The sequence below is a fragment of the Telluria sp. RB2R28 genome (genome assembly GCF_059685835.1).
On sequence record NZ_JCASIK010000005.1, the window covers coordinates 20,045 to 44,757 of the forward strand.

Annotated in this window: 19 protein-coding genes; 13 read left to right on the forward strand and 6 right to left on the reverse strand. The window is 64.1% G+C overall.

Features of this window, described 5'->3' with window-relative positions; translation table 11 throughout:
- The first annotated feature begins 1 nt into the window (after position 1).
- The 6 genes from AC56LV_RS18305 (at position 2) to AC56LV_RS18330 (ending at position 6,361) form a co-directional block, all read left to right on the forward strand.
- Positions 2–2,302 (forward strand): sensor histidine kinase, encoded by a 2,301-nt coding sequence (locus tag AC56LV_RS18305; protein ID WP_499560217.1) that lies wholly within the window; start codon positions 2–4, stop codon positions 2,300–2,302.
- 196 nt (positions 2,303–2,498) lie between these two features.
- Entirely contained in the window at positions 2,499–3,269 is a 771-nt protein-coding gene (locus tag AC56LV_RS18310) for a response regulator (RefSeq protein WP_183556706.1), read from the forward strand.
- Positions 3,269–3,718 carry a GTPase gene (locus tag AC56LV_RS18315; protein ID WP_499559736.1) on the forward strand — a complete coding sequence of 150 codons (450 nt, stop codon included), beginning with the start codon at positions 3,269–3,271 and terminating at the stop codon, positions 3,716–3,718. The genes AC56LV_RS18310 and AC56LV_RS18315 overlap by 1 nt, the downstream gene beginning before the upstream one ends.
- A gap of 122 nt (positions 3,719–3,840) precedes the next feature.
- Complete coding sequence (locus AC56LV_RS18320) at positions 3,841–4,098, forward strand: BTH_I0359 family protein (RefSeq protein ID WP_183556710.1); 258 nt, start codon at positions 3,841–3,843, stop codon at positions 4,096–4,098.
- A 99-nt stretch (positions 4,099–4,197) separates the two neighbouring features.
- Positions 4,198–4,986 carry a class II glutamine amidotransferase gene (locus AC56LV_RS18325; protein WP_499559738.1) on the forward strand — a complete coding sequence of 263 codons (789 nt, stop codon included), beginning with the start codon at positions 4,198–4,200 and terminating at the stop codon, positions 4,984–4,986.
- Between the two features lie 97 nt (positions 4,987–5,083).
- Positions 5,084–6,361, forward strand: coding sequence for an EAL and HDOD domain-containing protein (locus tag AC56LV_RS18330; RefSeq protein WP_499559740.1), 1,278 nt, complete (start codon positions 5,084–5,086; stop codon positions 6,359–6,361).
- A gap of 254 nt (positions 6,362–6,615) precedes the next feature.
- On the opposite strand, the gene metH is transcribed toward AC56LV_RS18330, so the two are convergent.
- Complete coding sequence (gene metH / locus AC56LV_RS18335) at positions 6,616–10,386, reverse strand: methionine synthase (protein WP_499559742.1); 3,771 nt, start codon at positions 10,384–10,386, stop codon at positions 6,616–6,618.
- A gap of 236 nt (positions 10,387–10,622) precedes the next feature.
- Between metH and AC56LV_RS18340 the strand changes: the two genes are divergently transcribed.
- Positions 10,623–10,853 carry a BrnA antitoxin family protein gene (locus tag AC56LV_RS18340; RefSeq protein ID WP_499559744.1) on the forward strand — a complete coding sequence of 77 codons (231 nt, stop codon included), beginning with the start codon at positions 10,623–10,625 and terminating at the stop codon, positions 10,851–10,853.
- Positions 10,854–10,949: 96 nt separating this feature from the next.
- Here AC56LV_RS18340 and fmt read toward each other — a convergent pair whose 3' ends face one another.
- Positions 10,950–11,897: a methionyl-tRNA formyltransferase gene (gene fmt / locus AC56LV_RS18345; protein WP_499559746.1), complete on the reverse strand. Its 948-nt coding sequence runs from the start codon at positions 11,895–11,897 to the stop codon at positions 10,950–10,952.
- Entirely contained in the window at positions 11,897–12,436 is a 540-nt protein-coding gene (gene def, locus AC56LV_RS18350) for a peptide deformylase (RefSeq protein WP_183556720.1), read from the reverse strand. The genes fmt and def overlap by 1 nt, the downstream gene beginning before the upstream one ends.
- A gap of 281 nt (positions 12,437–12,717) precedes the next feature.
- Here def and AC56LV_RS18355 point away from each other — a divergent pair, with 281 nt between their 5' ends.
- The 4 genes from AC56LV_RS18355 (at position 12,718) to AC56LV_RS18370 (ending at position 18,563) form a co-directional block, all read left to right on the forward strand.
- A complete protein-coding gene (locus AC56LV_RS18355) occupies positions 12,718–13,839 on the forward strand; it encodes a LysM peptidoglycan-binding domain-containing protein (RefSeq protein ID WP_499559748.1) in 1,122 nt (373 codons plus the stop codon).
- A 7-nt stretch (positions 13,840–13,846) separates the two neighbouring features.
- Positions 13,847–14,977 (forward strand): DNA-processing protein DprA, encoded by a 1,131-nt coding sequence (gene dprA / locus AC56LV_RS18360; RefSeq protein ID WP_499559750.1) that lies wholly within the window; start codon positions 13,847–13,849, stop codon positions 14,975–14,977.
- Between the two features lie 213 nt (positions 14,978–15,190).
- Positions 15,191–15,649 carry a Smg family protein gene (locus AC56LV_RS18365; protein ID WP_183556726.1) on the forward strand — a complete coding sequence of 153 codons (459 nt, stop codon included), beginning with the start codon at positions 15,191–15,193 and terminating at the stop codon, positions 15,647–15,649.
- 244 nt (positions 15,650–15,893) lie between these two features.
- The gene (locus tag AC56LV_RS18370; protein WP_499559752.1) at positions 15,894–18,563 is read left to right on the forward strand and encodes a DNA topoisomerase III; all 2,670 of its coding nucleotides are present in this window, start codon (positions 15,894–15,896) and stop codon (positions 18,561–18,563) included.
- Positions 18,564–18,634: 71 nt separating this feature from the next.
- On the opposite strand, the gene AC56LV_RS18375 is transcribed toward AC56LV_RS18370, so the two are convergent.
- From AC56LV_RS18375 to AC56LV_RS18385, 3 genes are read right to left on the reverse strand one after another with little or no spacing between them, the layout of a single operon-like run.
- Positions 18,635–18,841 (reverse strand): addiction module protein, encoded by a 207-nt coding sequence (locus tag AC56LV_RS18375; RefSeq protein WP_183557532.1) that lies wholly within the window; start codon positions 18,839–18,841, stop codon positions 18,635–18,637.
- Positions 18,842–18,884: 43 nt separating this feature from the next.
- Complete coding sequence (locus AC56LV_RS18380) at positions 18,885–22,490, reverse strand: ABC transporter permease/M1 family aminopeptidase (protein WP_499559754.1); 3,606 nt, start codon at positions 22,488–22,490, stop codon at positions 18,885–18,887.
- 2 nt (positions 22,491–22,492) lie between these two features.
- The gene (locus AC56LV_RS18385; RefSeq protein WP_258836680.1) at positions 22,493–23,386 is read right to left on the reverse strand and encodes an ABC transporter ATP-binding protein; all 894 of its coding nucleotides are present in this window, start codon (positions 23,384–23,386) and stop codon (positions 22,493–22,495) included.
- A gap of 230 nt (positions 23,387–23,616) precedes the next feature.
- Here AC56LV_RS18385 and AC56LV_RS18390 point away from each other — a divergent pair, with 230 nt between their 5' ends.
- Together AC56LV_RS18390 and coq7 are read left to right on the forward strand one after the other, a co-directional pair.
- The gene (locus tag AC56LV_RS18390; RefSeq protein ID WP_499559756.1) at positions 23,617–24,048 is read left to right on the forward strand and encodes a hypothetical protein; all 432 of its coding nucleotides are present in this window, start codon (positions 23,617–23,619) and stop codon (positions 24,046–24,048) included.
- 15 nt (positions 24,049–24,063) lie between these two features.
- Entirely contained in the window at positions 24,064–24,708 is a 645-nt protein-coding gene (coq7, locus tag AC56LV_RS18395; RefSeq protein WP_499453189.1) for a 2-polyprenyl-3-methyl-6-methoxy-1,4-benzoquinone monooxygenase, read from the forward strand.
- The last annotated feature ends 5 nt before the right edge of the window (positions 24,709–24,713 follow it).

A 24,713-nucleotide genomic window follows, 5' to 3' on the forward strand; every position in this document is an offset into this window, starting at 1 on the left:
GATCAGCGGTGGGGTGCGCTACGCGCTGATCGTTGGCGGCGCCATCGTCTCGATCCTGCTGTTCCTGCTGGCCGGCGCATCCGACAACTCGGGCTTCTTCGGCCGTTACTACAGCTGGCTCCTGGGCCTGACTGCCGCGATGGCGTTCCTGCTCCTGATCGTCGTGGTCGTGGCGCTGGGGCGCCTGTATTCCCGCTACAAGGCCGGCAAGTTCGGCTCCCGGCTCATGGCGCGGCTGGTGCTGCTGTTTGCCGGTATCGGCATCCTCCCTGGCCTCGTCATCTTCATCGTGTCGGTGCAGTTCGTGTCGCACTCGATTGACTCGTGGTTCGACGTCAAGATCGAATCGGCGATCGAATCGGGCCTGAATCTGGGCCGCGCCGCGCTCGACGAATCGCTGTCCGAACTGGGTGCCACCGCGCAGACTGCCGCTGCCACGCTGGCAGGGCAGAGCGACATGACTGCGCAACCGGTACTCGCGCGCCTGCTGGCTGATACCAGTGGCCTGCAAAGCGTGATGCTGGTCGACGCCAACGGCGCCGTGCTGTCAGCCGCCACCGAAGACCGCGGCGCCAACCTGGCGGCCGACGCACCCAATGAACGCATGCTGCGCAGCGCCGGGATGCCGGGCGGGTATGCCCAGGCCGAGGGCGGTGTTGGTCCTGCCGATGCGGGCGACGAGGCCGCAGACGGGGCATCGAATGCGCTCGATGCCGTGACCGGCCTGCGCCTGCGCGTCGTGATGGCCGTGCCCGAACCGCCTGGCGTGCAGCAGCGCTACCTGCAATTGCTGCAGGCAGTTCCGGTCGGCCTGGCGTCGAACGCCGAGGTCCTGCGCTCGGCCTCCACCGAATACCGGCTGCGCCTCGAAGCGCGCACGGGCCTGCGCAAGATGTACATCGTGACCTTGACCCTGACGCTGCTGCTGGCGATCTTCGGGGCGATCGGCAGCGCCTTCCTCATCGCCGGCAACCTCGCACAGCCGCTGCTGGTGCTGGCCGAAGGCACGCAGGCAGTGGCCGAGGGCGACCTGTCGCCGCGCCCGATCGTCGAGACCAACGATGAACTGGGCACCTTGACCCGATCGTTCAATGCGATGACGGGCCAGCTGTTCGAAGCCAGGAGCGCCGTGGAGCGCAACCGCGCCGCGCTGCAAAGCGCCAAGGCCCACCTGGAATCGGTGCTGGCCAATATGTCGGCCGGCGTGATCGTGCTCGATGCCGAAGGGGTGGTGGTCAACTCGAACGACGCAGCGTACCGCATCCTGCAGGTGGAGCCGGGCGCGATGGCCGGACCGCTGAACCGCATCGCCGGCCTTGAACATTTTTCGAACACGGTCACGCGCTCGTTCTCGGCGCAAAGCGCGCACGTGGCGGCCGAGCGCCGCAAGCGCGCGCACTGGCAGCAGCAGATCGAGATCCCGCGCGACGCCCAGCGCAAGACCGGCGCGGCCGACGAACAGGAGCACGACATCGTGCTGCTGGCGCGCGGCTCGCGCCTGCCGGTGGGCGCCGACAGCGGCTTCATCGTCGTGTTCGACGATATCTCGGACGTGATCACGGCCCAGCGCTCGGTGGCCTGGGGCGAGGTGGCGCGCCGCCTGGCGCACGAAATCAAGAACCCGCTCACCCCGATCCAGCTGGCGGCCGAGCGGATGCAGATGAAGCTGGCCGAGCACCTGCCGCAAGCGCAGGCCGACCTGCTCCAGCGCGGCACGACCACGATCGTCAACCAGGTCGATGCGATGAAGCGCATGGTCGACGACTTCCGCGACTATGCGCGCACGCCGCCGGCGATGCTCGACCAGCTCGACCTGAATGGCCTGATCGCCGAGATCCTCAGCCTGTACCTGGCCGACGACAGCAGCGACATCATTCATGCGAACCTCGCGCCGGACCTGCCGCGCGTGATGGGCGACGCGACCCAGCTGCGCCAGGTGATTCACAACCTGGTCCAGAACGCGCAGGATGCGCTGGTCGAGCGCGGGCCGGACGCACCGGCGCCGCGCGTGGACATCACGACCGAGGCCATCCAGTACACGGGCGCCGGCGGCCTGGCCGGTACTGCGGTGCGGCTGGCGATCGTGGACAATGGGCCCGGTTTCGCGCCCCGCATCCTGGCGCGCGCGTTCGAGCCGTACGTGACGACCAAGGCGCGCGGCACGGGCCTTGGCCTTCCGATGGTCAAGAAAATCATCGATGAACACGGTGGCCGGATCGATGTCGGAAACCGCAGCGATGGAACTGGCGCAGCAGTGTCGATTTTGCTGTTAAAGTTAGCTCCCGAAGCAAGCTTGGCTTAAGGACAACTGAACAAGCGGCTGCGTGTTGCCCTGCCAATCGCACCGCGCGGCAGTACACTGCGCCGTGTTGGTCAGTACAGTGCGTTTTTCCGGCCGATCGTGGCTCCGCTCGTAATGGTTTTTCGAACTCCCCTTCAGTGCAAAAAACTTATAAAATTGCACACACGTCGGGTAGAAGATCAGGAAGGTAGAAGAGATGGCGAACATACTGGTAGTTGACGATGAAATGGGGATCCGGGAGCTGCTGTCCGAGATCCTCGGTGACGAAGGTCATGCCATCACCCTGGCCGAGAACGCGCAGCAAGCGCGTGAGGCGCGCGCGGCCGGCGCCCCGGATCTCGTGCTGCTCGATATCTGGATGCCTGACACCGATGGCGTCACGCTGCTCAAGGAATGGCAGCGCGACGGCCTGTTGACCATGCCGGTCATCATGATGTCCGGTCACGCGACCATCGACACCGCAGTCGAAGCGACGCGCATCGGTGCGCTGAACTTTCTCGAGAAACCGATCGCACTGCAAAAGCTGCTCAAGGCCGTGCAGCAAGGACTGAGCCGCGCGCAGGAAGTCGCGCGTGCGCCGATGGCGCCACCGCGCCCGATTGCACCGAGCGTGCCAAGCATGGCGCTCGACGGCGGCGGCGCGGCATCCGCATCGGCATCGCCATCGGCGCCGATGTTCGCATCGGCCAATACGCAGCCGGGCGCCGGCGCGGCTCTTGGCAATGGCGCGCGCATGGTGCATGCGATGTCGCAGGGCGAGGGCACCGGTTACACGCTGTCGTTCGACCTGCCGCTGCGCGAGGCACGCGACGCATTCGAGCGCATGTACTTCGAGCACCACCTGGGCCGCGAAGGCGGCAGCATGACGCGCGTGGCCGAAAAGACGGGCCTGGAGCGCACCCACTTGTACCGCAAGCTCAAGCAGCTGGGCGTCGAGCCGGGCAAGCTGGCCAAGAAAGGGGGCTGATGGCCCGCGCGGCCACCAGTCTCGTTACCGGTTCGACGGCGGCGGCGCGCGAAGCGGCCATTGCGGCGCTGGTTGCCACGCCATTCGATGCAGCGTCTGCATCTTCTGCGTCCGTCAGCAGCCTCGCTGCTGACGGAGCGGCCTCTCCCGCAAGCCGCCTGCCGGCGCCCGCCATCCCGTTCGACGCTGTCATCCTCGAAGGCCTGGGCGTGGCGGCCACACCGCTCGAAACCGGTCCCGGCCTGCAGGTCATGCGCATTGCCCCGGGCTGCCTGTGCTGCGACGGCAATCTGGTTTTGCGTGTAACATTGAATCGTCTGCTGCGCCAACGCCCTCGGCGCCTGTTCATCGGTCTGGCGAGCAGCGAACACCTTGATCAGTTGCGATCGTGGCTTGCAGCACCGCCATACGATCAGCTGTTGGCCCTGGAACCGACCGTGCACGCCTGAGTTTTACGGGTGCGTTCACTTGAAATCCAGCTGGCCAGCCCCACCTCTTTATCGAAGTGAACAGCCTGCCATTCGCCGCCATCCGGCAGGTTGGCACCAACTTTCTGATCGAAGGAGTCAACATGAACATGATCTATAACAGTGAACAGTACAGCGTCGTCGAATTCGGCGTCGACCGTGAACTCGAAGCACTGCGCTTTGGTGGCTTCGAGATCGTCGACAAGGCCGGCCGGCGCGAAGCGTTCATCGGCGGCCGACTCGCGCAATCGTTCCGGCGCGATGTCAACAACCTGATCGCCAGCGAACCGACGATGGAAGAAATCGACGAGTTCCTGGGCGAGTACGACACCCTGATGAGCCAACCGGTGGTGCTGCATTAAGCCGCTGGTGAAGTACCTGCCGCGCCATCGCCAGTCAAGGTGATGGCGCTCCCGTTTCTGTAGCACGCTGTCGTTTCTGTAAGATGGTAGACTGCGCCCATGTGCCAGTTACTCGGAATGAACTGCAATGTCCCTACTGACATTGTCTTCTCTTTTACCGGCTTCGCCCATCGCGGCGGCCGCACCGATACCCACCATGATGGCTGGGGCATCGCGTTCTTCGAAGGTACCGGCGTACGCCACTTCGTCGATCACCAGGCAGCGATTGCCTCGCCGATCGCCGAGCTGATCAAGCGTTATCCGATCAAGTCCACCAACGTCATTGCCCATATCCGCAAGGCCACCGTCGGCCAGGTAGCGCTGGAAAACTGTCATCCGTTCGTGCGGGAATTGTGGGGCCGCTATTGGGTGTTCGCCCACAATGGCGACCTCAAGGCATTCGCGCCCGTGCTCGATGGCGCGTTCCGGCCAGTCGGCACGACCGACAGCGAGCTGGCCTTCTGCTTCCTGCTGCAAAGCCTGCGCCGCGAGTTCGGCGATACGGCGCCCACGCGCGCGGCGCTGGCCGGGGCGCTCGAACGCATCATTCCCGGCATTGCCGCCCATGGCACCTTCAACATGATGCTGTCGGATGGCACGGCGCTGTACACGCATTGCTCGACCAAGCTGTGCTACGTCGTGCGCAAGCACCCGTTCGTGACGGCCTGTCTGTCGGACGAAGACCTGTCAGTCGACTTTTCGCAGGTGACGACACCTGACGACCGGGTCGCGATCATCGTGACTGAACCGCTGACGACGAACGAGGCGTGGACCCATTTCGCGCCGGGTGAACTGAAGGTGTTTGTCGATGGCTTGCCGCAGGATGTGGCGACCTTGTCAATGGGTTGATCGTTCCCCAACATTCTCACAAAAAATTTATGCTAGGAAACCCAACTGTCATTGGGATGCGGTAAAGTAGATCGGTTGCCGCGATATTGAGAATGATATGACCGATACAGCCCGCCTCGACGAGGCATCCCAGCCACTGCGCATGCGCAATTTTTTCCTGGCGCGCCAGCCGGTGCTGGACCGTAACCAGGCATTGTATGGCTACGAATTGCTGTTCCGCGGCAGTGCCCAGGGACCGGCGGAGTTCGAGTCCGGTCTGTCGGCCAGCGCCAGCGTCATCCACCATGCGTCCCAGCTCGGCCTGCCACGCGCGATTGGCGATGCGACGGCGTTCATCAATGTCGACAAGGACGCATTGATGAGCGACATGTTCGCGTTCATGCCGCGCGAGCGCACGGTGCTGGACATCGTTAGCTCGGTCGAGCCCGATGTCGACGTCATCGAGCGTATGACGCATCTGGCGTCGCACGGCTTTCGCTTTGCTGCCGAAGCTTCGGCGCACGGTCCGGCGCTGTCGCGTTTCTTGCAGGTGATTGATTTCGTCAAGATGGACCTGCGCGCGCTGCCGCTCGTGACGATGCTGTCGCTCGCACCGCGCCTGCGCAATACCGGCAAGCGGCTGGTGGCAGCGAAGGTCGAGAACCTCACTGAATACCGGACCTGCCTGGACGTCGGCTTCGACTATTTCCAGGGCTATTACTTTGCCAAGCCATCGGTGATTGCGGGCCGCAAGTTGTCGCCGTCGCAGACAACGGTGCTCGACCTGATGAACCTGATCACGTCGGATGCCGACAATGCCGAGATCGAGCAGGTGGTCAAACGCGAAGTGACGATTGGCCTGAACCTGCTGCGTCTGGTGAACACACCGGCAGTGGGGGCAGGGCGGCGCATCGAATCGATCAGCCAGGCCCTGACCCTGCTGGGCCGGCGCCAGTTGCAGCGCTGGCTGCAGATCCTGTTGTTTGCCGAACCCGACGTGCGCGGCCACAGCCAGAGCCCGCTCCTGATGCTGGCCACGACCCGCGCGCGCCTGATGGAGCTGCTGGCCCAGCGCATGCGCCCGGCGCAGCGCAACGTCGCCGACATCGCGTTCACGGTTGGCATGATGTCGCTGATGGACACGCTGTTCTGCATTCCGATGCGCGACATTGTCGAACAGATCCCCGTGATCGACGAAGTGCGCACCGCGCTCCTGAATCGCACAGGCTTCTTCGGCGAGCTGCTCAAGCTGGCCGAATCGATCGAGCGCATGGACGATGAGCAGGACGATATGCTCGCCGGCCTCAAGTCCCTGGCCTTCGACGGCGACGACCTGGCCGAGCTCGAAGTAGCCGCATTCGAATGGAGCGACAAGGTCGTACGCTACGCGATCTGACGCCACCAGCAGCATCACCCCGACCGGGCCGCCAGGAAACTGCCGGCCCGTTTGCATTCCCAGCGAAAAAACAATTACCCAACAATGAGGGTCAGAGTCGAATTGTTTGACAACTTTTCCAATCCGCATGGCCTCGAATGGCCGAGCCCGTTGTCAATGAGAGCAATTGCTCAATAATTCGACTCTGACCCTAATTAAAATTAGTGATCTCAGGAAAAATTACTTATTAATTCTACTCTGACCCTCATTGGGGTTCAGGAGAGGTTGGGGGCCAGGTGGCGTTCGACTTCTTGTTTGTCCATGTGGCGGCGGGTGGCCATGTCGTCGACCTGGTCGTTGCCAATCTTGCCCACGACGAAGTATTTTGAGTCGGGGTGGGCCAGGTAAAAGCCGGAGACGGCGGCGCCGGGGTACATGGCGTAGGACTCGGTCAGTTGCATGCCGATTTCTTCGGCTTGCAGCGTGGCGAACATGTCGGCTTTGACTGTGTGCTCGGGGCAGGCCGGGTAGCCGGGGGCGGGGCGGATGCCCAGGTATTTTTCGGCGATCAGCGCTTCGTTGCTCAGGTCTTCGCCGGTGGCGTAACCCCACAGGTCGGTGCGCACGCGTTCGTGCAGGTATTCGGCGAACGCCTCGGCCAGGCGGTCGGCCAGCGACTTGAGCATGATCGACGAGTAGTCGTCGTGCGCCGCTTCGAAACGCTGCTCGTGCTTTTCGATGCCCAGGCCGGCCGTCACGGCGAACATGCCGATGTAGTCGGCAATGCCGCTGTCTTTCGGCGCGATGAAGTCGGCGATGCACTGGTTCGGGCGCTGTTCGCCGTTCACCATGGGTTTCACGCCCTGCTGGCGCAGGCCGTACCAGGTCAGCGCCACTTGCGAGCGCGATTCGTCGGTGTAGATTTCGATGTCGTCGTCATGCACCGTGTTCGCCGGCAGCAGCGCGATGACGCCGTTGGCCGACAGCCAGCGGCCTTCGATGATCCGCTTGAGCATCGCCTGGCCTTCGGCAAACACCTTGCTCGCAGCGTCGCCCACCACCGCATCGGTGAGGATGCCGGGGAACGGGCCGGCCAGGTCCCAAGTCTGGAAGAACGGACCCCAGTCGATGTAGCGCGCGATCATGCCCAGGTCGACGTTCTTGAAGATGCGGCGGCCAATGAACTTCGGCTTCACCGGCGCGAAGTCAAGGCGCGCCTTGTTGGCGCGGGCCTGCTCGAGCATGAGCATCGGCAGCGCCTTCTTGCTGGCGTGCTGGATGCGGATGCGTTCGTAGTCCTGTGCCAGTTCGATGATGTAGGCGTCGCGCGTGTCATCCGTGACCAGCGACTGGCCGACCGACACCGAACGCGATGCATCCGGCACGTACACCACCGGGCCGTCGTAGAACGGCGCGATCTTCACGGCCGTGTGCGCGCGGCTAGTGGTTGCGCCGCCGATCAGGAGCGGCATCTTGCGGTCGCGGAAGTACGGATCGCGCTGCATCTCGCGCGCCACGTGCGCCATTTCCTCTAACGATGGCGTGATCAGGCCCGACAGGCCCACCATGTCGGCGTTTTCTTCCTTGGCACGCGCGAGGATGTCGGCGCACGGCACCATCACGCCCATATTGACGATCTCGAAGTTATTGCACTGCATGACGACCGAGACGATGTTCTTGCCGATGTCGTGCACGTCGCCCTTGACGGTGGCGATCACCATCTTGCCCTTCGGCTTGGAGACGATGCCGGTGCGCGCTTCTTCGAGCGCCTTTTCTTCTTCGATGAACGGCACCAGGTGGGCCACGGCCTGCTTCATCACGCGCGCCGATTTCACCACCTGCGGCAGGAACATCTTGCCCTGACCGAACAGGTCGCCGACGATGTTCATGCCATCCATCAGCGGGCCTTCGATCACGTGGATCGGGCGGCCGTTCGCCGCCAGCACCTGCTGGCGCATTTCTTCGGTGTCCTCGACGATCCACTGCGTGATGCCGTGCACCAGCGCGTGCGCCAGGCGCTTCTCGACCGTCGCTTCACGCCACTCGAGGTTCTGTTCCTGCTTGTTGCCGCCGGCTTTGAGCGTGCCGGCGATCTCGATCATGCGTTCAGTGGCGTCCTTGCGGCGATTGAGCACGACGTCCTCGACGCGCTCGCGCAGTTCGGGCGCCAGGTTGTCGTAGACGCCGACCATGCCGGCGTTGACGATGCCCATCGTCAGCCCCGCCTTGATCGCGTGGTACAGGAACACGGTGTGGATCGCTTCACGCGCCGGATCGTTGCCGCGGAAGCTGAATGACACGTTCGACACGCCGCCCGAGATCTTCGCGTACGGCAGGTTGTCGCGGATCCACTGGCACGCCTGAATGAAGTCGTTGGCGTAGTTGTCGTGTTCTTCGATGCCGGTCGCGATCGCGAAAATGTTCGGGTCGAAGATGATGTCTTCGGGCGGGAAGCCCACCTGCTCGGTCAGCACCTTGTAGGCACGCGCGCAGATCTCGGTCTTGCGCGCGAACGTGTCAGCCTGGCCCTGCTCATCGAATGCCATCACGATCACGGCCGCGCCGTAGCGGCGGCACAGGACTGCCTGGCGAATGAATTCTTCTTCGCCTTCCTTCATCGAGATCGAGTTGACGATCGCCTTGCCCTGCACGCACTTCAGGCCCGCCTCGATCACCGACCACTTCGACGAGTCGATCATCACCGGCACGCGCGAGATATCGGGTTCCGACGCGATCAGGTTCAAAAAGCGCGTCATGGCCGCCTGCGAGTCGAGCATCGCTTCGTCCATATTGATGTCGATGACCTGCGCGCCGTTCTCGACCTGCTGGCGCGCGACCGACAGCGCCTCGTCGAACTGCTCGTTGAGGATCATGCGCGCGAACGCTTTCGAACCCGTCACGTTGGTGCGCTCGCCGACGTTGACGAACAGCGACGACTCGTCGATCGTGAACGGCTCGAGGCCCGACAAGCGCATCGCGACCGGGATCTCGGGGATCTTACGCGGCGCGTGCTGTTCGAGGATGGTCGCGATCGCGTTGATGTGCTCCGGCGTCGTGCCGCAGCAGCCGCCGGCGATATTGATGAAGCCCGCGTCGGCGAATTCGCGCAGCAGCGCGGACGTGTCTGCGGGCAGTTCGTCAAAGCCCGTGTCGCTCATCGGATTGGGCAGGCCGGCGTTCGGGTAGATGCAGACGAAGGTGTCGGCGATGTTCGACAATTCTTGCGCGTACGGGCGCATCAGGGCGGCGCCCAGCGCGCAATTGAGGCCAATCGTCAGCGGTTTTGCGTGGCGCACCGAATTCCAGAAGGCCGGCACGGTCTGGCCCGACAGGATGCGGCCCGAGGCATCGGTCACGGTGCCCGAGATCATCAGGGGCAGGCGCGGCACATCCGGGTGTTCGTCGAAGTACAGGTCGATGGCAAACAGCGCCGCCTTGCAATTGAGCGTGTCGAAGATCGTCTCGACCAGCAGCACGTCAGCGCCGCCATCCACCAGGCCGCGCACCTGCTCATGGTAGGACGCGACCAGCTGGTCGAACGTCACGTTGCGCGCTGCCGGATCGTTCACATCGGGCGAAATCGAGGCGGTCTTGGGCGTCGGGCCGAGCGCGCCGGCGACAAAGCGCGGCTTGTCCGGTGTCGAGTACTTGTCGCAGGCAGCGCGCGCCAGTTTGGCGGCCTGCACGTTCATCTCGTAGGCCAGGTGGGCCATGTGATAGTCGTCCTGCGCCACGCCGGTGGCCCCGAACGTGTTTGTCTCGAGCAGGTCGGCGCCGGCGGCCAGGTAGCGCTCGTGGATTTCCTGGATGATCTGCGGCTGCGTCAGCGTCAGCAGCTCGTTATTGCCCTTGACGAACAATTCGCGCGCGCCGCTGCCTTCGGGCGCGGCAAAGGTCGCAAACCGCTCGCCCCGGTACGCCGCTTCATCGAGCTTGTACTGCTGGATGATCGTGCCCATCGCGCCATCCAGGATCATGATACGGCGCGCGAGGATGTCACGCAGCTGGGTTTCGATCGGCGAGATGGTGTTGGAGCGGGCGTTCATGGTGAGGTCTTTCGAGGAGGGCGGCTTGGCAGATGGAGCCTGTTGGGCGGTCTACGATTATACGTCAAGCCGTTGATATCGCTGAAAGTCGGACCCATGTATGTATCCTTTTGTATGTAACATGGCATGTGTTACATGGCGTTACAATTCGCGACTTAGCAGCAATCTTTACGTTACATGTTGAGACGACAATGAAGTCAAGCCACCGCGAGTGGCGTGAATAGATGGGATTACGCATGAACAAAGAATACCGACCGGATTGGGATCAGCCAATGGACAGCAACCCGGACTCAGCAGTGTCGTCGAAGCCGCAAGTTGCCAGCAATGGCGTGAAACAGATCGTCACGATCCGCCTGGATGTGGATATGCTCGAATGGTTCAAGACCGCAGGTCCTGGCTATCAGACCCGCATCAACCAGGTTCTGCGTGAACACATGGATGCCCAGCGTAATTCGCAGGCAGAGTAAGCAGTTGCAAGGCGCCGGCGAGGCGCCTTTTTCATGGCCTGAAGACAAAAACGGCAGCCCGCGGGCTGCCTTGTCGTATCCGGAGCCCGAGGCGGCTCAGCTGAACGTCAAGCCCGCCAGCGCAAACCCTTTCAGGAACTCCGCCGCCGCCAGGCGCTTGCCGCCCGGTTTCTGCAGCTCGGTCAGACGCAGTGCGCCCGAGCCGCACGCCACCACGATCCCACCCGCATCTGCCTGCAGCACCTGGCCAGGCACGCCGCTGCCATCAACGGCGTCGGCATGCCAGATCTTGACCGCCACGCCATCGACCACGCCGTTCGCACCGGGGAACGGATTGAACGCACGGATCTTGCGCGCCAGGACGTCCGCCGGCAGCGTGAAATCGAGCTTGGCTTCTTCTTTCGTGATCTTGGCTGCGTAGGTCACGCCGGTCTCTGGCTGTGGCGTGGCCACCAGCTGGCCGGCGGCCATCTTGTGCAGCGCCTCGACGATCATGCGTGCGCCCAGCGCCGCCACCTTGTCGTGCAGCGTGCCGGTGGTGTCGGTGGGCTCGATCGGCAAGCCTTCCATCAGCAGCATTGGGCCGGTATCGAGGCCTTCTTCCATTTCCATGATGGTCACGCCGGCGTCAGGGTCACCCGCCTCGATCGCGCGGTGGATCGGCGCGGCGCCCCGCCAGCGCGGCAGCAGCGAGCCGTGAATATTGATGCAGGGACGGATGTCGAGCGTGCTGCGCGGCAGGATCAGGCCGTAGGCCGCCACCACCATCACGTCGTAGTCCAGCGCCAGCAGCTGCGCATGGGCCGCGCGTGCCTGTTCGGCGCGCTCGGGATCCTTGCTGTCGGTGCGCAGCGACAGCGGCTGCGCCACCGGCATGCCATGCGCCAGCGCGTATTGCTTGACGCTGGAAGCCTGCAGCTGCATCCCGCGCCCGGCCGGGCGGTCGGGCTGGGTCAGCACCAGGGGCACGGTGAAGCCGGCTTCGTGGATCGCACGCAGGGCGACGGCGGCAAACTCCGGCGTGCCGGCAAAGACGACCTTCATCAACGACGCGCGCCGCGCTGGGCCGCTTCGCGCGCCAGGCCGCGCTCTTCTTTCTGCAGCTTGGCCTTGATGCGGTTGCGTTTCAAAGGCGACAGGTATTCGACAAACACCTTGCCCTTGAGGTGATCCATCTCGTGCTGGATGCACACGGCCAGCAGGCCGTCGGCATCGACCGTGAACTCCTTGCCCTCGAGATCGAAGGCGCGCACCTTGACGCGCGACGGCCGCTCGACGCCGTCGTACACGCCCGGCACCGACAGGCAGCCTTCGTCGTACACCGCACGCTCGTCGCTCGACCAGGTGATTTCGGGATTGATGAACACCATCAGGTCGTCCTGCGCTTCGGTCACGTCGATCGTGACGACCTGCTCGTGCACGTCCACCTGGCTCGCGGCCAGGCCAACGCCTGGCGCGTCATACATGGTGTCGGCCATGTCGGCAACCAGCGTGCGCAGGCGCTCGGTGCCGAATTCGGTCACGGGCGTGGCAATCTTGTGCAGGCGTGGGTCGGGATAGCGAAGGATGTCGAGTAGGGCCATGATCAGTTCGGATTTCGAGAGGTGGGTGCGGTTGACGGGGTGCTGGAGCGCAGGCAATTTCAGACAGCAAATGCGCCACACGCCCCGCAGGACAAACGCCGGTTTGTCTTGCTAGTTCAGGCAATTGTGTGCAGAATTTGATTCTATACAGCAACCCTTCCGTGGGCGGGGAGCGGTACGTCGTGATGCTTCTGGCGCCGCGGCCGGGCGCGATAGACGCGCGGCCTGCAATCGTATTCGGATTTACGCTGTCTTAACGCCGGACTTAACGGACGTCTTCAATGAAAAATTTTAGCACAGTCATGGCCCATGCTGCAGCGGTGGCCTTGCTGGCCTGCGCCGCGAGCGGCCCCGCCGTGGCCCAGACGAATGCTGCCGCCCCGTCGGCGGCCTGCGCGTTCCGCCCCGACGCCCCCGACAAGCACGTCGTCGTCAAGCGCGACACCCTCTGGGACATTTCCGGCAAGTTCCTGCGCAACCCATGGTGCTGGCCGCAGGTCTGGGGCATGAACCGTGATGAAATTCGCAACCCGCACTGGATTTATCCCGGCCAGGTGATCTGGTTCGACCGCGCGCGCGGCCGCCTGTCGTTCAACCGGCCCGGCGAGGACGGCGATGGCCGTGGCCAGCCGCCGCTGACGCGCCTGTCGCCGCAGGTGCGCAGCGAAGGCACGGGCCAGGGCGCGGTGCCGTCGATTCCCGCCGGTGCCATCGAACCGTACCTGACCCAGCCGCTGGTGGTCGAGGCCGACGAGCTGGCCGGCGCACCGCGCATCGTCGCTTCGCAGGAAGGCCGCTTCTATCTCGGCATGGGCGACCGCGTGTACGTGCATGGCGCGCTCACGAGCGACACCGTATACCAGGTGTTCCGGCCAGGCACCGTGCTGCGCGATCCGCAGACCGGCAAGGTGATGGCGCACGAAGCGGCCTTCCTGGGCAGCGTCAAGCTCGTCACCCCGGCCGGCCCGGGCGTCGATGCGCACACCTTCCAGGTCGTCGACACCGTGCGCGAGATGGGCGTGGGCGACCTGCTGGTGCCGCAACCCCCTACGCCGGTGCGCAATTACGTACCGCATGCGCCGCTGCAACCGGTCGATGCGCGCGTGATGTCGATTTACGCCGGCGTGACCTACGCCGGCCAGAGCCAGGTCGTGACTGTCAACCGGGGCGCGGTTGACGGACTCGATGTCGGCGCCGTGCTGCAGCTCTATCATGTCGGGAAGACTGTGGCCGACCCGGCGAGCCGGGGTTTTCTCGGCATGGGGCGTGCCCAGTTGAAAATGCCTGACGAGCAAAACGGCAGCCTGTTCATCTTCCGCGTGTTCAAGAACGTCTCGTACGGCTTGATCATGACGGTGACAGCGCCCGTGCAAGTCGGCGACGTGGTCAAATCACCGGAGTAACCCCGCCGTGCAGGCCACGGACCCCCGCCCAACGCCGGACCAGCACGCTACCCCGATCGCCGACTGGCTGCGCCTGGAACAGGCCGATGGGGTAGGGCGCCGCAGTGTGTACGCGCTGCTGGCCGTGTTCGGCGCCCCCGGCGCCATCCTGCGCGCCGGCCCGCAAGCGCTGAGCGCCTATGTCACCCCGGCCCAGGCGCGCGCCATCTGCGCCCCCGTCACGCCCGCGCTGGCGGCCCTCATCGACGCCACGCTGGCCTGGCTGGCCGCGCCTGATCACCATTTCGTCACGTGCCACGATCCGCGCTATCCGCCGGCGCTGGCCGAGATTCCCGATCCACCGCTGCTGTTATATGTCAGTGGCCGCGTGGAATTGCTGGCGCAGCCGCTGGTCGCGGTCGTGGGCAGCCGCAATGCTAGCGTGCAGGGCAGGGTAGATGCCGAATCGTTCGCCGCCGCGTTGTCCAGCGCCGGACTGTGCGTGGTGTCAGGGCTGGCGCTGGGGATCGACACGGCGGCGCACGAAGGCGCGCTGCGCGGCGCCGGCTCGACGATCGCCGTCGTCGGCACGGGCCTGGACCGCGTCTATCCGGCGCGCAACCGCGCGCTGGCGCACCGGATCGCCGCGCAAGGCTGCATCGTCAGCGAATATCCGCTGGGCATGCCACCGCTGGCCGCCAACTTCCCGCGCCGCAACCGCATCATCAGCGGCCTGGGAGCCGGCGTGCTGGTGATCGAGGCGGCAGCGCAGTCCGGCTCGCTGATCACGGCGCAACTGGCGGCCGAGCAGGGCCGCGAGGTGTTCGCGCTGCCCGGTTCCATCCATTCGGCGCTGACCAAGGGCTGCCATCGCCTGATCCGCGAAGGCGCGCAACTGGTCGAGACGGTCGACGATGTGTTGACGGCAATGCGGATGTCGCCGCTGGCAGGGCTGCCGCAGGTCGATGCCACCGCGCCTGCGCCGGAGGACGATGCCATCCTGCTTGACGCTCTGGGCCACGAACCGGTCGCGCTCGACGCGCTGCTGGCCCGCCTGGCGCTCGATCCGGGGATGCTTGGCGCGCGCCTGCTCGCGCTGGAACTGGCCGGCCTCGTGACACAGTTGCCGGGCGGCCGCGTGCAGCGCATCTGGCGCTGACAGTGCCCTGGCAGGGCGTATTTATGACCGACAATGACAGCAGGGTGATGCTTCCCGGTCCGTATTATGCGAATGGTATGTGCTTGTTTTTAATCATTATTAATAAGCTGGTTTATTGAACAAGGCTTGGATACAACGGTTTTTCCGTGGTGCGGCGCGGCTGGCGTGCTCCACTTGTGCCTCACGAAGTTTAGCTGCTACAGTAGCGTCACTATGTTCGACATCCTGGTCTATCTCTACGAGACGTACTACCGTCCCGACGCCTGCCCCGAGCCGGCAGCCCTGGCGCGCAAGCTCTCCGCCGTTGGTTTCGATGACATCGAAATCACGGAGGCGCTCGACTGGCTGGGCGGGTTGACCGACGCGCCGCTGCCCGAAACCATCGATGCTTCCACGGGCACCCGTTACTACGTCGACGAAGAATATATCGAGCTGGGCAGCGCAGCGATCGGCTTCATTGCCTTTCTCGAAAGCGCCAAGGTCCTGGGCCCGATCCAGCGCGAAATCGTCATCGAGCGTGCGCTGGCCTGCGACGAATCGCCCATTGCATTGAGCAAACTCAAGATCATCGTGTTGATGGTGCTGTGGAGTCAGGGCAAGGAACCCGATGCGCTGATGTTCGACGATCTGTTCAGCGACGACGACGAGCAGGAGCCGCGTTTATTGCACTAAATTCGGTGCAATAATGGTAATACACGAACGGGGCTGCGCGCCCCGTTTTGTATTTCCGGCCTGTCTGTCTGAATGCACCAGCGTGGGGCGGCCCCTTGCCGGAAGCGCGGGAACCCGCTTATCATTGGCCGCTTCCTTCAGGACGTTACCAAACTGGCATGATGGCCAGAATTTCACCGGTGCTGGCCCGAGCATGTATGATGCGCAAGCCCCACACTATATAGACAGTACGACGAGAAACACTATGACCAAATCCCTCATCATCGCCGAGAAGCCGTCGGTCGCGAACGACATCGCCAAGACGCTGGGCGGCTTCACCAAGCACGATGAGTACTTCGAATCGGACGAATTCGTGCTCTCGTCGGCTGTTGGCCACCTGCTCGAAATCGCCGTGCCAGAAGAGCACGACGTCAAGCGCGGCAAGTGGAGCTTCACGCACCTGCCGATGATCCCGCCGTACTTCGCGCTCAATCCGATCGCCAAGACCGAATCGCGCCTGAAGGTGTTGAATCGTTTGATCAAGCGCAAGGATGTGACGACACTGATCAACGCATGCGATGCCGGGCGTGAGGGTGAACTGATCTTCCGCCTGATCGCGCAGAACGCAAAGGCCAAGCAACCGGTCAAACGCCTGTGGCTGCAGTCGATGACGGCCGGCGCCATCCGCGACGGCTTCGCCAATCTGCGCAGCGATGAAGAAATGCTGCCGCTGGCCGATGCCGCTCGTTGCCGCTCCGAAGCCGATTGGTTGATCGGTATCAATGGCACGCGCGCCATGACAGCGTTCAACTCGAAAGAGGGTGGCTTCTACCTGACCACCGTCGGCCGCGTGCAGACGCCGACGCTGTCGATCGTCGTCGAGCGTGAAGAAAAGATCAAGAAATTCGTCCCGCGCGACTACTGGGAAGTGCGCGCCGAGTTCGTGTGCGCCGCCGGTATCTACGAAGGCCGCTGGCTCGACCAGAAGTTCAAGAAGGACGAGAACGACCCTGAAAAACGCGCCGAGCGCCTGTGGAGCAAGACCGCGGCCGACTCGATCGCCGCCGCCTGCCGCGGCAAGCAGGGCGCCGTTACCGAAGAATCCAAGCCGACCACGTCGATGGCGCCAGCGCTGTTCGATCTGACCAGCCTGCAGCGCGAAGCCAACGGCCGCTTTGGTTTCTCGGCCAAGAACACGCTGGGCCTGGCCCAGGCGCTGTATGAAAAGCACAAGGTGCTGACCTACCCGCGTACCGATTCGCGTCACTTGCCTGAAGACTACATCGCCACGGTCAAGGAAACGCTCGTCGCGCTGGCCGAAACCAATAACTACAATCAGTTCGCCAAGCAAGTGACCAAGGGCGGCTGGGTCAAGCCGAACAAGCGCATTTTCGACAACACCAAGATTTCGGATCACTTCGCGATCATTCCGACCGGCATCGTGCCGAAGAACCTGTCCGAGCCGGAACAGAAGCTGTACGACCTGGTCACGCGCCGCTTCCTGGCGGTGTTCTTCCCGGCCGCTGAATTTTTGGTCACGACGCGCTTTACCGAAGTCTCCGGTCACCAGTTCAAGACCGAAGGCAAGGTCATGACCAATCCCGGCTGGCTGGCCGTCTACGGCAAGGACTTGGGCGACGACAAGGATGGCGCCAACCTGGTGCCGGTGGCCAAGGGCGAGAAAGTCCTGACCGAGAAAATTACGGCCAACGGCCTGGTCACCAAACCGCCGGCGCGCTACAACGAAGCGACGCTGCTGTCGGCCATGGAAGGCGCCGGCAAGCTGATCGACTCGGACGAGCTGCGCGACGCGATGGCCGGCAAGGGCCTGGGCACGCCGGCAACGCGCGCTGCCATCATCGAGGGCTTGCTGACCGAGAAATACCTGCTGCGCGAAGGCCGCGAGCTGATGCCGACCGCAAAAGCTTCGCAGCTGATGACCTTGCTGCGCGGCCTGGGTGTGAATGAACTGACAGCACCCGAGCTGACCGGCGAATGGGAATTCAAGCTGTCGCAAATGGAAAAGGGCAAGATCTCGCGTGAAGAATTCATGCGCGAAATCGCCCAGATGACCCAGATCATCGTCAAGCGCGCCAAGGAATACAGCAACGACACGATCCCGGGCGACTATGCGACGCTGACCACCCCGTGCCCGAATTGCGCGAGCGTGGTCAAGGAAAACTACCGCCGCTTCGCCTGCACCAAATGCGATTTCTCGATGAGCAAGACGCCGGGCAGCCGCCAGTTCGAGATCAGCGAAGTCGAAGAGCTGCTTGAAAAACGCACGATCGGCCCGCTGCAAGGTTTCCGCTCGAAAATGGGCCGCCCGTTTGCCGCCATCCTGCGCATCGTGCGCGACGAAGAGATCAAGAACTTCAAGCTCGAGTTCGACTTTGGCCAGGACGATGAAGGCGCCGACGGCGAAGGCGTGGACTTTACTGGCCAGACGCCAGTGGGCCCGTGCCCGAAGTGCACCGGCGGCGTGTTTGAAATGCCATTGGCCTATGTGTGCGAACACAGCGTGGCCAAGCCAAAGACGTGCGACTTCCGCAGCGGCCGCATCATCCTGCAACAAGAAATCCTGCCTGAACAGATGAGCAAGCTGCTCAATGAAGGCAAGACCGATCTGCTGCCGGGCTTTGTCTCGCAGCGCACACGTCGCGCGTTCAAGGCGTTCCTGGTGCGTGGCAAGGACAACAAGATCAGCTTCGAGTTCGAAGAGCGCAAGGCCAAGCCGGGCGCCAAGGTCAAGGCGGGCGCTGCCGATGGCGCCGCAGATGCCGAGGCAACGGTCGATGGCGCAGCAGCACCGGTGAAGGCCGCGCGCAAGGCGGCCGCCAAGCCAGCGGCAAAGAAAGCACCTGCTGCCAAGAAGGCAGTGGCCAAAAAGCCTGCAGCCAAGAAAGCGCCTGCCAGGAAGGTGGCGGCGAAATAAACCAGCGCCCACCGGCGTAAAAAAACCGCGGCATGCCGCGGTTTTTTCTTTGTGAGACGGACTGAACGCTGTCAGTCCTGCCATTCCTTCAATGCGCGAATGGCTGCTTCGCCGTTGTGAATGGCTTGCACGCGCCGCACGACTTCGTTGCGCCACGCTTCATCGGCGTCCTGATCGGGCCCGTCGATGTCCTGCAGCAGCATGTGTAGCAGTTGCTGTTTTTCTGTTGCGTTCAGCATCTGGATTTTTTCGGTAATCTCCGTGACCAGGTTTGACATGACGCTTCCTCCCCCATATTTTGATTTGATCATAGCGCGAGAACTACGGCTTGTCGACTGCACGCATATTGTCACGCGGTTTTCGATCGATCAGCTTGTTATCGGGATCGATGCCGGCGCGCGCCGGGATGCCATCGACCACCAGCGTAATCTGCTGTTCATCCTTGCTGACGAGGCGCCGTTCGCGTACCAAGGGATTGCCGTCGCTGTCGTCCACGCCGAATTCGATGAAGTCGTGTAGCGGCATCGGCTGCTCTTCACCCTGGTCGGTGGCGCGCATCTTGCCGGCGCTGGCGCGGATCGTCACCTCGTACCTGCCATCGGCGCGCCGGCGCGCCGTGGCGCTGTCGGCCCGGTTCTCGTACAGCACGATCGATTCGAACAGGTCGTCGATCAGATAGGCCTTCGCGGGCGGCGTGACGGCGCGCAGGCCGTCGATCAGGCTTGACGCGGTCGGGTAGGGCGGGCCCTGGTAGCCGTGCTGCGCCAACAGCCCGCGCAAGACGCCGTTGACGACGTCCTCGCCCAGCATGTCCTGCATCAGGTACAGCGCGAGCGCGCCTTTCTGGTACTGGATGTACGGCTGCTGCTCGTTGAGCGCCAGCGGCGCTTCCTTGCGCTGCTCGTTTGCGCGGCCCCTCAGGTAGCCGTCGAGGTCATAGCGCAGGAAGCGCCGCATCTTGCCCGCGCCGTAGGCGCGTTGCATGACCATCAGCGCCATGTACTCGGACACTCCTTCGCTCAGCACCGTACTGCCCCGTGTGTTGGCGCCGATGAGCTGGTGCCCCCACCACTGGTGCGCCGTCTCGTGCGCGCTGATGTAGAACGGGTAGTCGAGGTCTTTCGGCGAGCCGGGATCGATGCGCGCAATGAAGCCTGCGCTTTCCGGGAACGGGATCACGCCCGGGTAGGCAACGGCCATTCTGCTGTAGCGGGGGAACTCGACGATGCGCAATTCGCGCAGCGGATAGCGCCCGAAGTTGCGCGCGCCGTAGTCGAGGCCCGCCTGGGCGCCGCGCACCATGCGCTCCACGTTCGCTTCGTGGCCCTGGTGGTAATACACGTCGATCGTCACGTCCTGCCAGCGTTCGTGGCGCACTTCGTAGCGCGCCGACTGGAAGGCGTAGTGGTTCAGCATCGGGCGGTCCATCTTGTAGCGGAAGTAGCGCCGCCCGTCCTGGCTCCATTCGCGCACCAGCGTGCCCGGCGCCACCGCGATCTGGTCGGCATTGGTGCTGACGGTGGTCTCGAAGTCGATCCAGTCGGCGTCCACGCCCAGCAGGTGGTTGGCGCGCGCCGCCGGGTCGTCGCGCGCGGCCATGCGCGCGCGCGGGGCCAGGCCATAGCGGCGGCGATCGCGCTCGTCGCGCAGTTCCACCGCCGGCTGGTAGCCGATGCGCGGCATGACGTCATCCGTGAAGAATGTGCCGTTGTCCACCACAGGCGTTTCGCTGCCCAGGCCCAGCAGGCCGCGCGGCGCGTAGTCGACGGTAAAGTCCAGCGCCATGCGCGCGCCCGGCGCCATCGGCGCGGCCAGGCGGTAGCGATAGAAACCGCGCTCGGGATCACTGGCTGCCAGTGTTGCCGGCTGCGTAAAGGTCACGTTCAGGCGCGCGCCGCGCTGCTGGTACAGGACCACGTCCGACACCGGCTTGCCACTGCGGTTTTCAAGCTGATAACGGCCCTTCACCTGCAGCGCGCGCGCGGCCGGATGGATGGCCGTGTCGAGCCTGACGGCCGTGATGCGCGGCTGCGGCAGGAAGGCGGTGCGGTGGTAGCGTTGTTCGTAGTCGGCGCGCAGCTGTTCGGACTGGCGCGCGCTCAGGTAGCCGCCCTGCGCCATTTCCCACGCGATGAAGACGCCGCTGCCCGCAAACACGACGGCGCCGGCGCCGATCGTGGCCAGCACCGGGAGGGTCAAGCTGCGGCGCGCCAGATGCAGGCGCTCGCGCCAGCCGCTGTCGACGCCGCGCGGCCACAGCGCGCGCGCCGCGCCCAGCAGCATCAGCGCCGCGCCGCCCCAGTACAGCAGGTAGAAGCGCTCGCGCAGCAGGTAGTGGCCAAAGCCGTTCATCGCCGAATACGTCAGGTCGGGCCAGACCGCGTACAGCACCAGCGGATGATCCAGGCCCGCGCCATTGAAGGCGAGCGCCGCCAGCACCCAGCCGATCATGACGAAGTTGGCCAGGTATTTGTGGTTGACGATGACTTGCACGGCGATCGCCAGCACCGCGAGCAGCGCGAAGTGGGGCAGCATGATCGAGAACAGCGCCTGCAGGTACAGGCCCGGTTCGAGCTGGAAGTACCCCTTGAACAGCTGGATCAGCATGGCCGTGACCATGGCAACAAGCAGCAGGCAGGCTTGCAGCCCGACCAGCGCCAGCGTCTTGCTGGCCAGCGGCAGCCAGCTGGGTACCGGCAGCGCATCGAGGATCTGGCTGGTACGCATCTCGCGCTCGCGCCAGACCAGTTCACCGGCATAGAAGATGGTCGTGATGATCACGAACAGGCCGGTCACATCGCGGATCAGTTCCAGCATCATGTAGGTGACGGGATAGGTCGGCGTGCCATACACCGCGCCCAGGTCGAGCGCGCTGGCGATCAGTGCCAGCACGCCGGCCGTGGCCAGCGCCACGAAGTACGCGTTGCGGATCGATTCGCGCAGCTCGCCCCAGCCCGATTTGACGAGCAGCACGGCCAGGCTGCGGGCCGCGAAATCCGGGGGCGTGCTGGTGTCGAGTGCCGCGCGCGATAATGGCGGGGTGAACCCGGAGGGCAGTCCGGACGGCAGTTCGGGCGCCAGCTTGCGGCGCGCGCGCGTCTGGCCTTCGGTCTCGCCGACGGCCTGGAAGCGCCAGTAGCCAAGCAGCAGCACCAGCAGCGAGAAGCCGGCCCAGATCACGCGGTTGACCAGGTACACGTCGGTCAATGCGATCAGGCGCGCGTTGCGCTCGGCCAGCGGCCAGTATTCGGTCAGGCGGATCAGGGCCGTGGTGCCGAACGGGTCGATCAGCGCGGCCAGCGTCTTGAAATCGAGGTCGCGCGCCAGCGACGGGGCGATGGTGTACCCGAGCGTCATGATCACGCTGGCCACGTACACCGGCAGCATGCGCCGGGTGAGGGCGGCCAGCACGAAGAAGATCGCGCCAAAAATGAACAGGTTGGGCAGGAGCGTGAACAGATACGGCGTGAGCCAGGCGGCCAGCGGGGCGCCGCCGAGGCGATCGGGCGCGATCCCGGGCAGCATGGTGCCGAACCACAGGCCCAGCACGATGCCGGCGAAGATCACGGCCAGCGTGGCATACGCGCCCAGGAAGCGGCCGAACACGTAGTCGGCCTTGCGCAGCGGCGCGCTGAAAAAGAAGTGGTGCATCTCGTGCTCGAAATCCTGCTGCACCGCGCGGCCCATGACGGCTGCGGCAACAATGACCCCGAGGCTGCCGAGCATGGCGGTGGCCAGCGCGATCTGGCGTGGCCCATCAATCGCGATGCGGGTGCCGAACGTGATCGACAGCTCGCGAAACGCGCCGCCCGACGCCACCATCCACAGCATCCCGAGCGCCAGGAAGCCGCCAAAATACACCCAGGTCGACAGCAGCCGCAGGCGCTGCCTGGCCTCGAAACGGGCAATGACGAGCAGTGCGCGCACGGTCAGCAATCCCCGGCGGCGGGATTATGGCGGCCGGCGATGGTGGCGAAGTACACGTCGTCCAGGCTCGCGCGGGCCGGCTCGAAGCCGTCGCCCGGATCGTCCTCGGCATACACGTGGATCAGCGTGCGGCCACTGAGCAGGCGGCTCGAGATCACGCTGTGGCGCGCCTGGAATGCCGGCAGTTCGGCCTTGGTGACGAAGCGCGCCCAGATGAAGTCTTCGATGCCGTAGATGAGTTCTTGCGGCTCCCCGCACAGCAGCACCTGGCCCTTGTTGATGATCGCCATATTCGCGCACAGGTCGGCCACGTCGGACACGATGTGGGTCGAGAGCAGTACGGTGCGCTCTTCGCCGATGTCCGACAGCAGGTTGTGAAAGCGCACGCGCTCCTGCGGATCCAGGCCGGCCGTGGGTTCGTCGACGATGATCAGGCGCGGGTCGCCCAGCAGGGCCTGGGCGATGCCGAAGCGCTGGCGCATGCCGCCCGAAAAGGTGCCCAGGCGCTGCGCGCGTACGTCCCACAGATTGGTCTGCTGCAGCAGGCCGTCGACGACTTCGCGCCGGCGCGTCCGGTGCGACAGTCCCTTGAGCTGCGCGAAATGGTCGAGCAGGTCGTAGGCCGTGACCTTCGGGTAGACGCCGAAATCCTGCGGCAGGTAGCCGAGCATGCGGCGCACGGCGTCTTTTTCGTCCAGCACGTCGATATCGTCGAGGAACACCGAGCCGGCGTCACATTCCTGCAGCGTGGCGAGAATCCGCATCAGTGTCGATTTGCCCGCGCCGTTCGGCCCGAGCAGCCCGAACATCCCGGCCGGGATATTCAGCGTGACACGGTCGAGCGCGACCACGCCATTGGCGTAGGTCTTGGACAAATTGCGGATCTTCAATTGCATGACAACTCCTGGCTGCAGTGATGTATTTACATCGCAGCTACTCTTTTTTCACATTGGCATTGTATTCAATCGTCACGGCCAGGACAGGCACGGTGCGATGCACGGGCGAAAGGTGGCCCCAGACTGCATTATCCGGTGACAGGGTGCATGCCGGGTTTCTTTCTATAAATTTGTTGTACCGCGCAACAGGTGCGCGGCCCGCGCCAGCCCAAATTATGGATAATGGCAACATGGATGCCGCCACCCAAGACAAACTGCTGGTCCTGATGCGCGAAGGGCGCAGCCGGGCCGAATCGACCGACTGGTTCCGTGTCGGCCTGGGCCTGGTGTATCTGGCCGGCCTGATGACGAAGGAAGAAATCGACTTCAAGGCGGTCGACCGCGAATTCAACCGCTTCATCTATCACACGCTGGGCAAGGGCCACACGATCACCAGCGTGCTGCAGTTCATGAGCGGCGAGAAGGTCATGCCCACCGTGGAATCAAGCCGTTTTCTGGATGCGTTTTCCCGCCACTGTCCCGGCGTGCCGATCGTGTCGGTGCCATACCTGCTCGAACTGAACCTGGGCGTGGCCAAGAACATCTCGGGCATCGAGCCCGAAGGGCCGCTGGTCGAGTGGATCGCGAGAACTAAAGCTTATAATGAAGGCCTCAGCGACTAGATTACCGAGCCAGCCATGACCGCGAATCGTTTCATCAGCCCCCTGGACCACCTGATCGTCGGCGTCGACAAGGCCCTGCGCGTCGTCGGCGGCGTGACCGCCATGTCGCGCCCGAACCCGGCCACGCACGCCATGGACAGCGAGCTGTCCGATACCGACCGCCGTCACAGCGCGGGCCTGATGCGCGTGAACCATGTCGGCGAAGTGTGCGCCCAGGCCCTGTACGATGCGCAGGCCAGTTTCGCCCACACGCCGCAACTGCGCGCGCAGTTCGAAGAAGCCGGCCAGGAAGAAGAAGACCACCTGGCCTGGTGCGCGCAGCGCCTGGATGAACTGGGTTCGCAACCGAGCGTCCTGAATCCCCTGTGGTATGCCGGCGCCTATGTGATGGGCGCCGTGGCGGCCCGGATCGGCGATCCGGTCAGCCTGGGCTTTGTGGTGGAGACCGAACGCCAGGTCGAGGCGCACCTGAACAGCCACCTCGAACTGCTGCCGCAGCAGGACGCCAAATCGCGCGCGATCGTCGACCAGATGCGCATCGATGAAATCGCGCACGCCGACGCAGCCCAGGCGATGGGCGCAGCCCCGTTGCCGATGCCGGTCAAGATGGCGATGCGGGCGATGGCCAAGGTCATGACCACCGCCGCCTACCGCATCTGAGGCCC

Excerpts from the sequence above, each read along its gene's own strand:
- AC56LV_RS18310 (WP_183556706.1), top strand. The coding sequence starts at position 2,499 with ATGGCGAACATACTGGTAGTTGACGATGAAATGGGGATCCGGGAGCTG.
- AC56LV_RS18315 (WP_499559736.1), top strand. The coding sequence starts at position 3,269 with ATGGCCCGCGCGGCCACCAGTCTCGTTACCGGTTCGACGGCGGCGGCG.
- AC56LV_RS18320 (WP_183556710.1), top strand. The coding sequence starts at position 3,841 with ATGAACATGATCTATAACAGTGAACAGTACAGCGTCGTCGAATTCGGC.
- AC56LV_RS18325 (WP_499559738.1), top strand. The coding sequence starts at position 4,198 with ATGTGCCAGTTACTCGGAATGAACTGCAATGTCCCTACTGACATTGTC.
- AC56LV_RS18330 (WP_499559740.1), top strand. The coding sequence starts at position 5,084 with ATGACCGATACAGCCCGCCTCGACGAGGCATCCCAGCCACTGCGCATG.
- metH (WP_499559742.1), bottom strand. The coding sequence starts at position 10,386 with ATGAACGCCCGCTCCAACACCATCTCGCCGATCGAAACCCAGCTGCGT.
- AC56LV_RS18340 (WP_499559744.1), top strand. The coding sequence starts at position 10,623 with ATGAACAAAGAATACCGACCGGATTGGGATCAGCCAATGGACAGCAAC.
- fmt (WP_499559746.1), bottom strand. The coding sequence starts at position 11,897 with ATGAAGGTCGTCTTTGCCGGCACGCCGGAGTTTGCCGCCGTCGCCCTG.
- def (WP_183556720.1), bottom strand. The coding sequence starts at position 12,436 with ATGGCCCTACTCGACATCCTTCGCTATCCCGACCCACGCCTGCACAAG.
- AC56LV_RS18355 (WP_499559748.1), top strand. The coding sequence starts at position 12,718 with ATGAAAAATTTTAGCACAGTCATGGCCCATGCTGCAGCGGTGGCCTTG.
- AC56LV_RS18365 (WP_183556726.1), top strand. The coding sequence starts at position 15,191 with ATGTTCGACATCCTGGTCTATCTCTACGAGACGTACTACCGTCCCGAC.
- AC56LV_RS18370 (WP_499559752.1), top strand. The coding sequence starts at position 15,894 with ATGACCAAATCCCTCATCATCGCCGAGAAGCCGTCGGTCGCGAACGAC.
- AC56LV_RS18375 (WP_183557532.1), bottom strand. The coding sequence starts at position 18,841 with ATGTCAAACCTGGTCACGGAGATTACCGAAAAAATCCAGATGCTGAAC.
- AC56LV_RS18385 (WP_258836680.1), bottom strand. The coding sequence starts at position 23,386 with ATGCAATTGAAGATCCGCAATTTGTCCAAGACCTACGCCAATGGCGTG.
- AC56LV_RS18390 (WP_499559756.1), top strand. The coding sequence starts at position 23,617 with ATGGATGCCGCCACCCAAGACAAACTGCTGGTCCTGATGCGCGAAGGG.
- coq7 (WP_499453189.1), top strand. The coding sequence starts at position 24,064 with ATGACCGCGAATCGTTTCATCAGCCCCCTGGACCACCTGATCGTCGGC.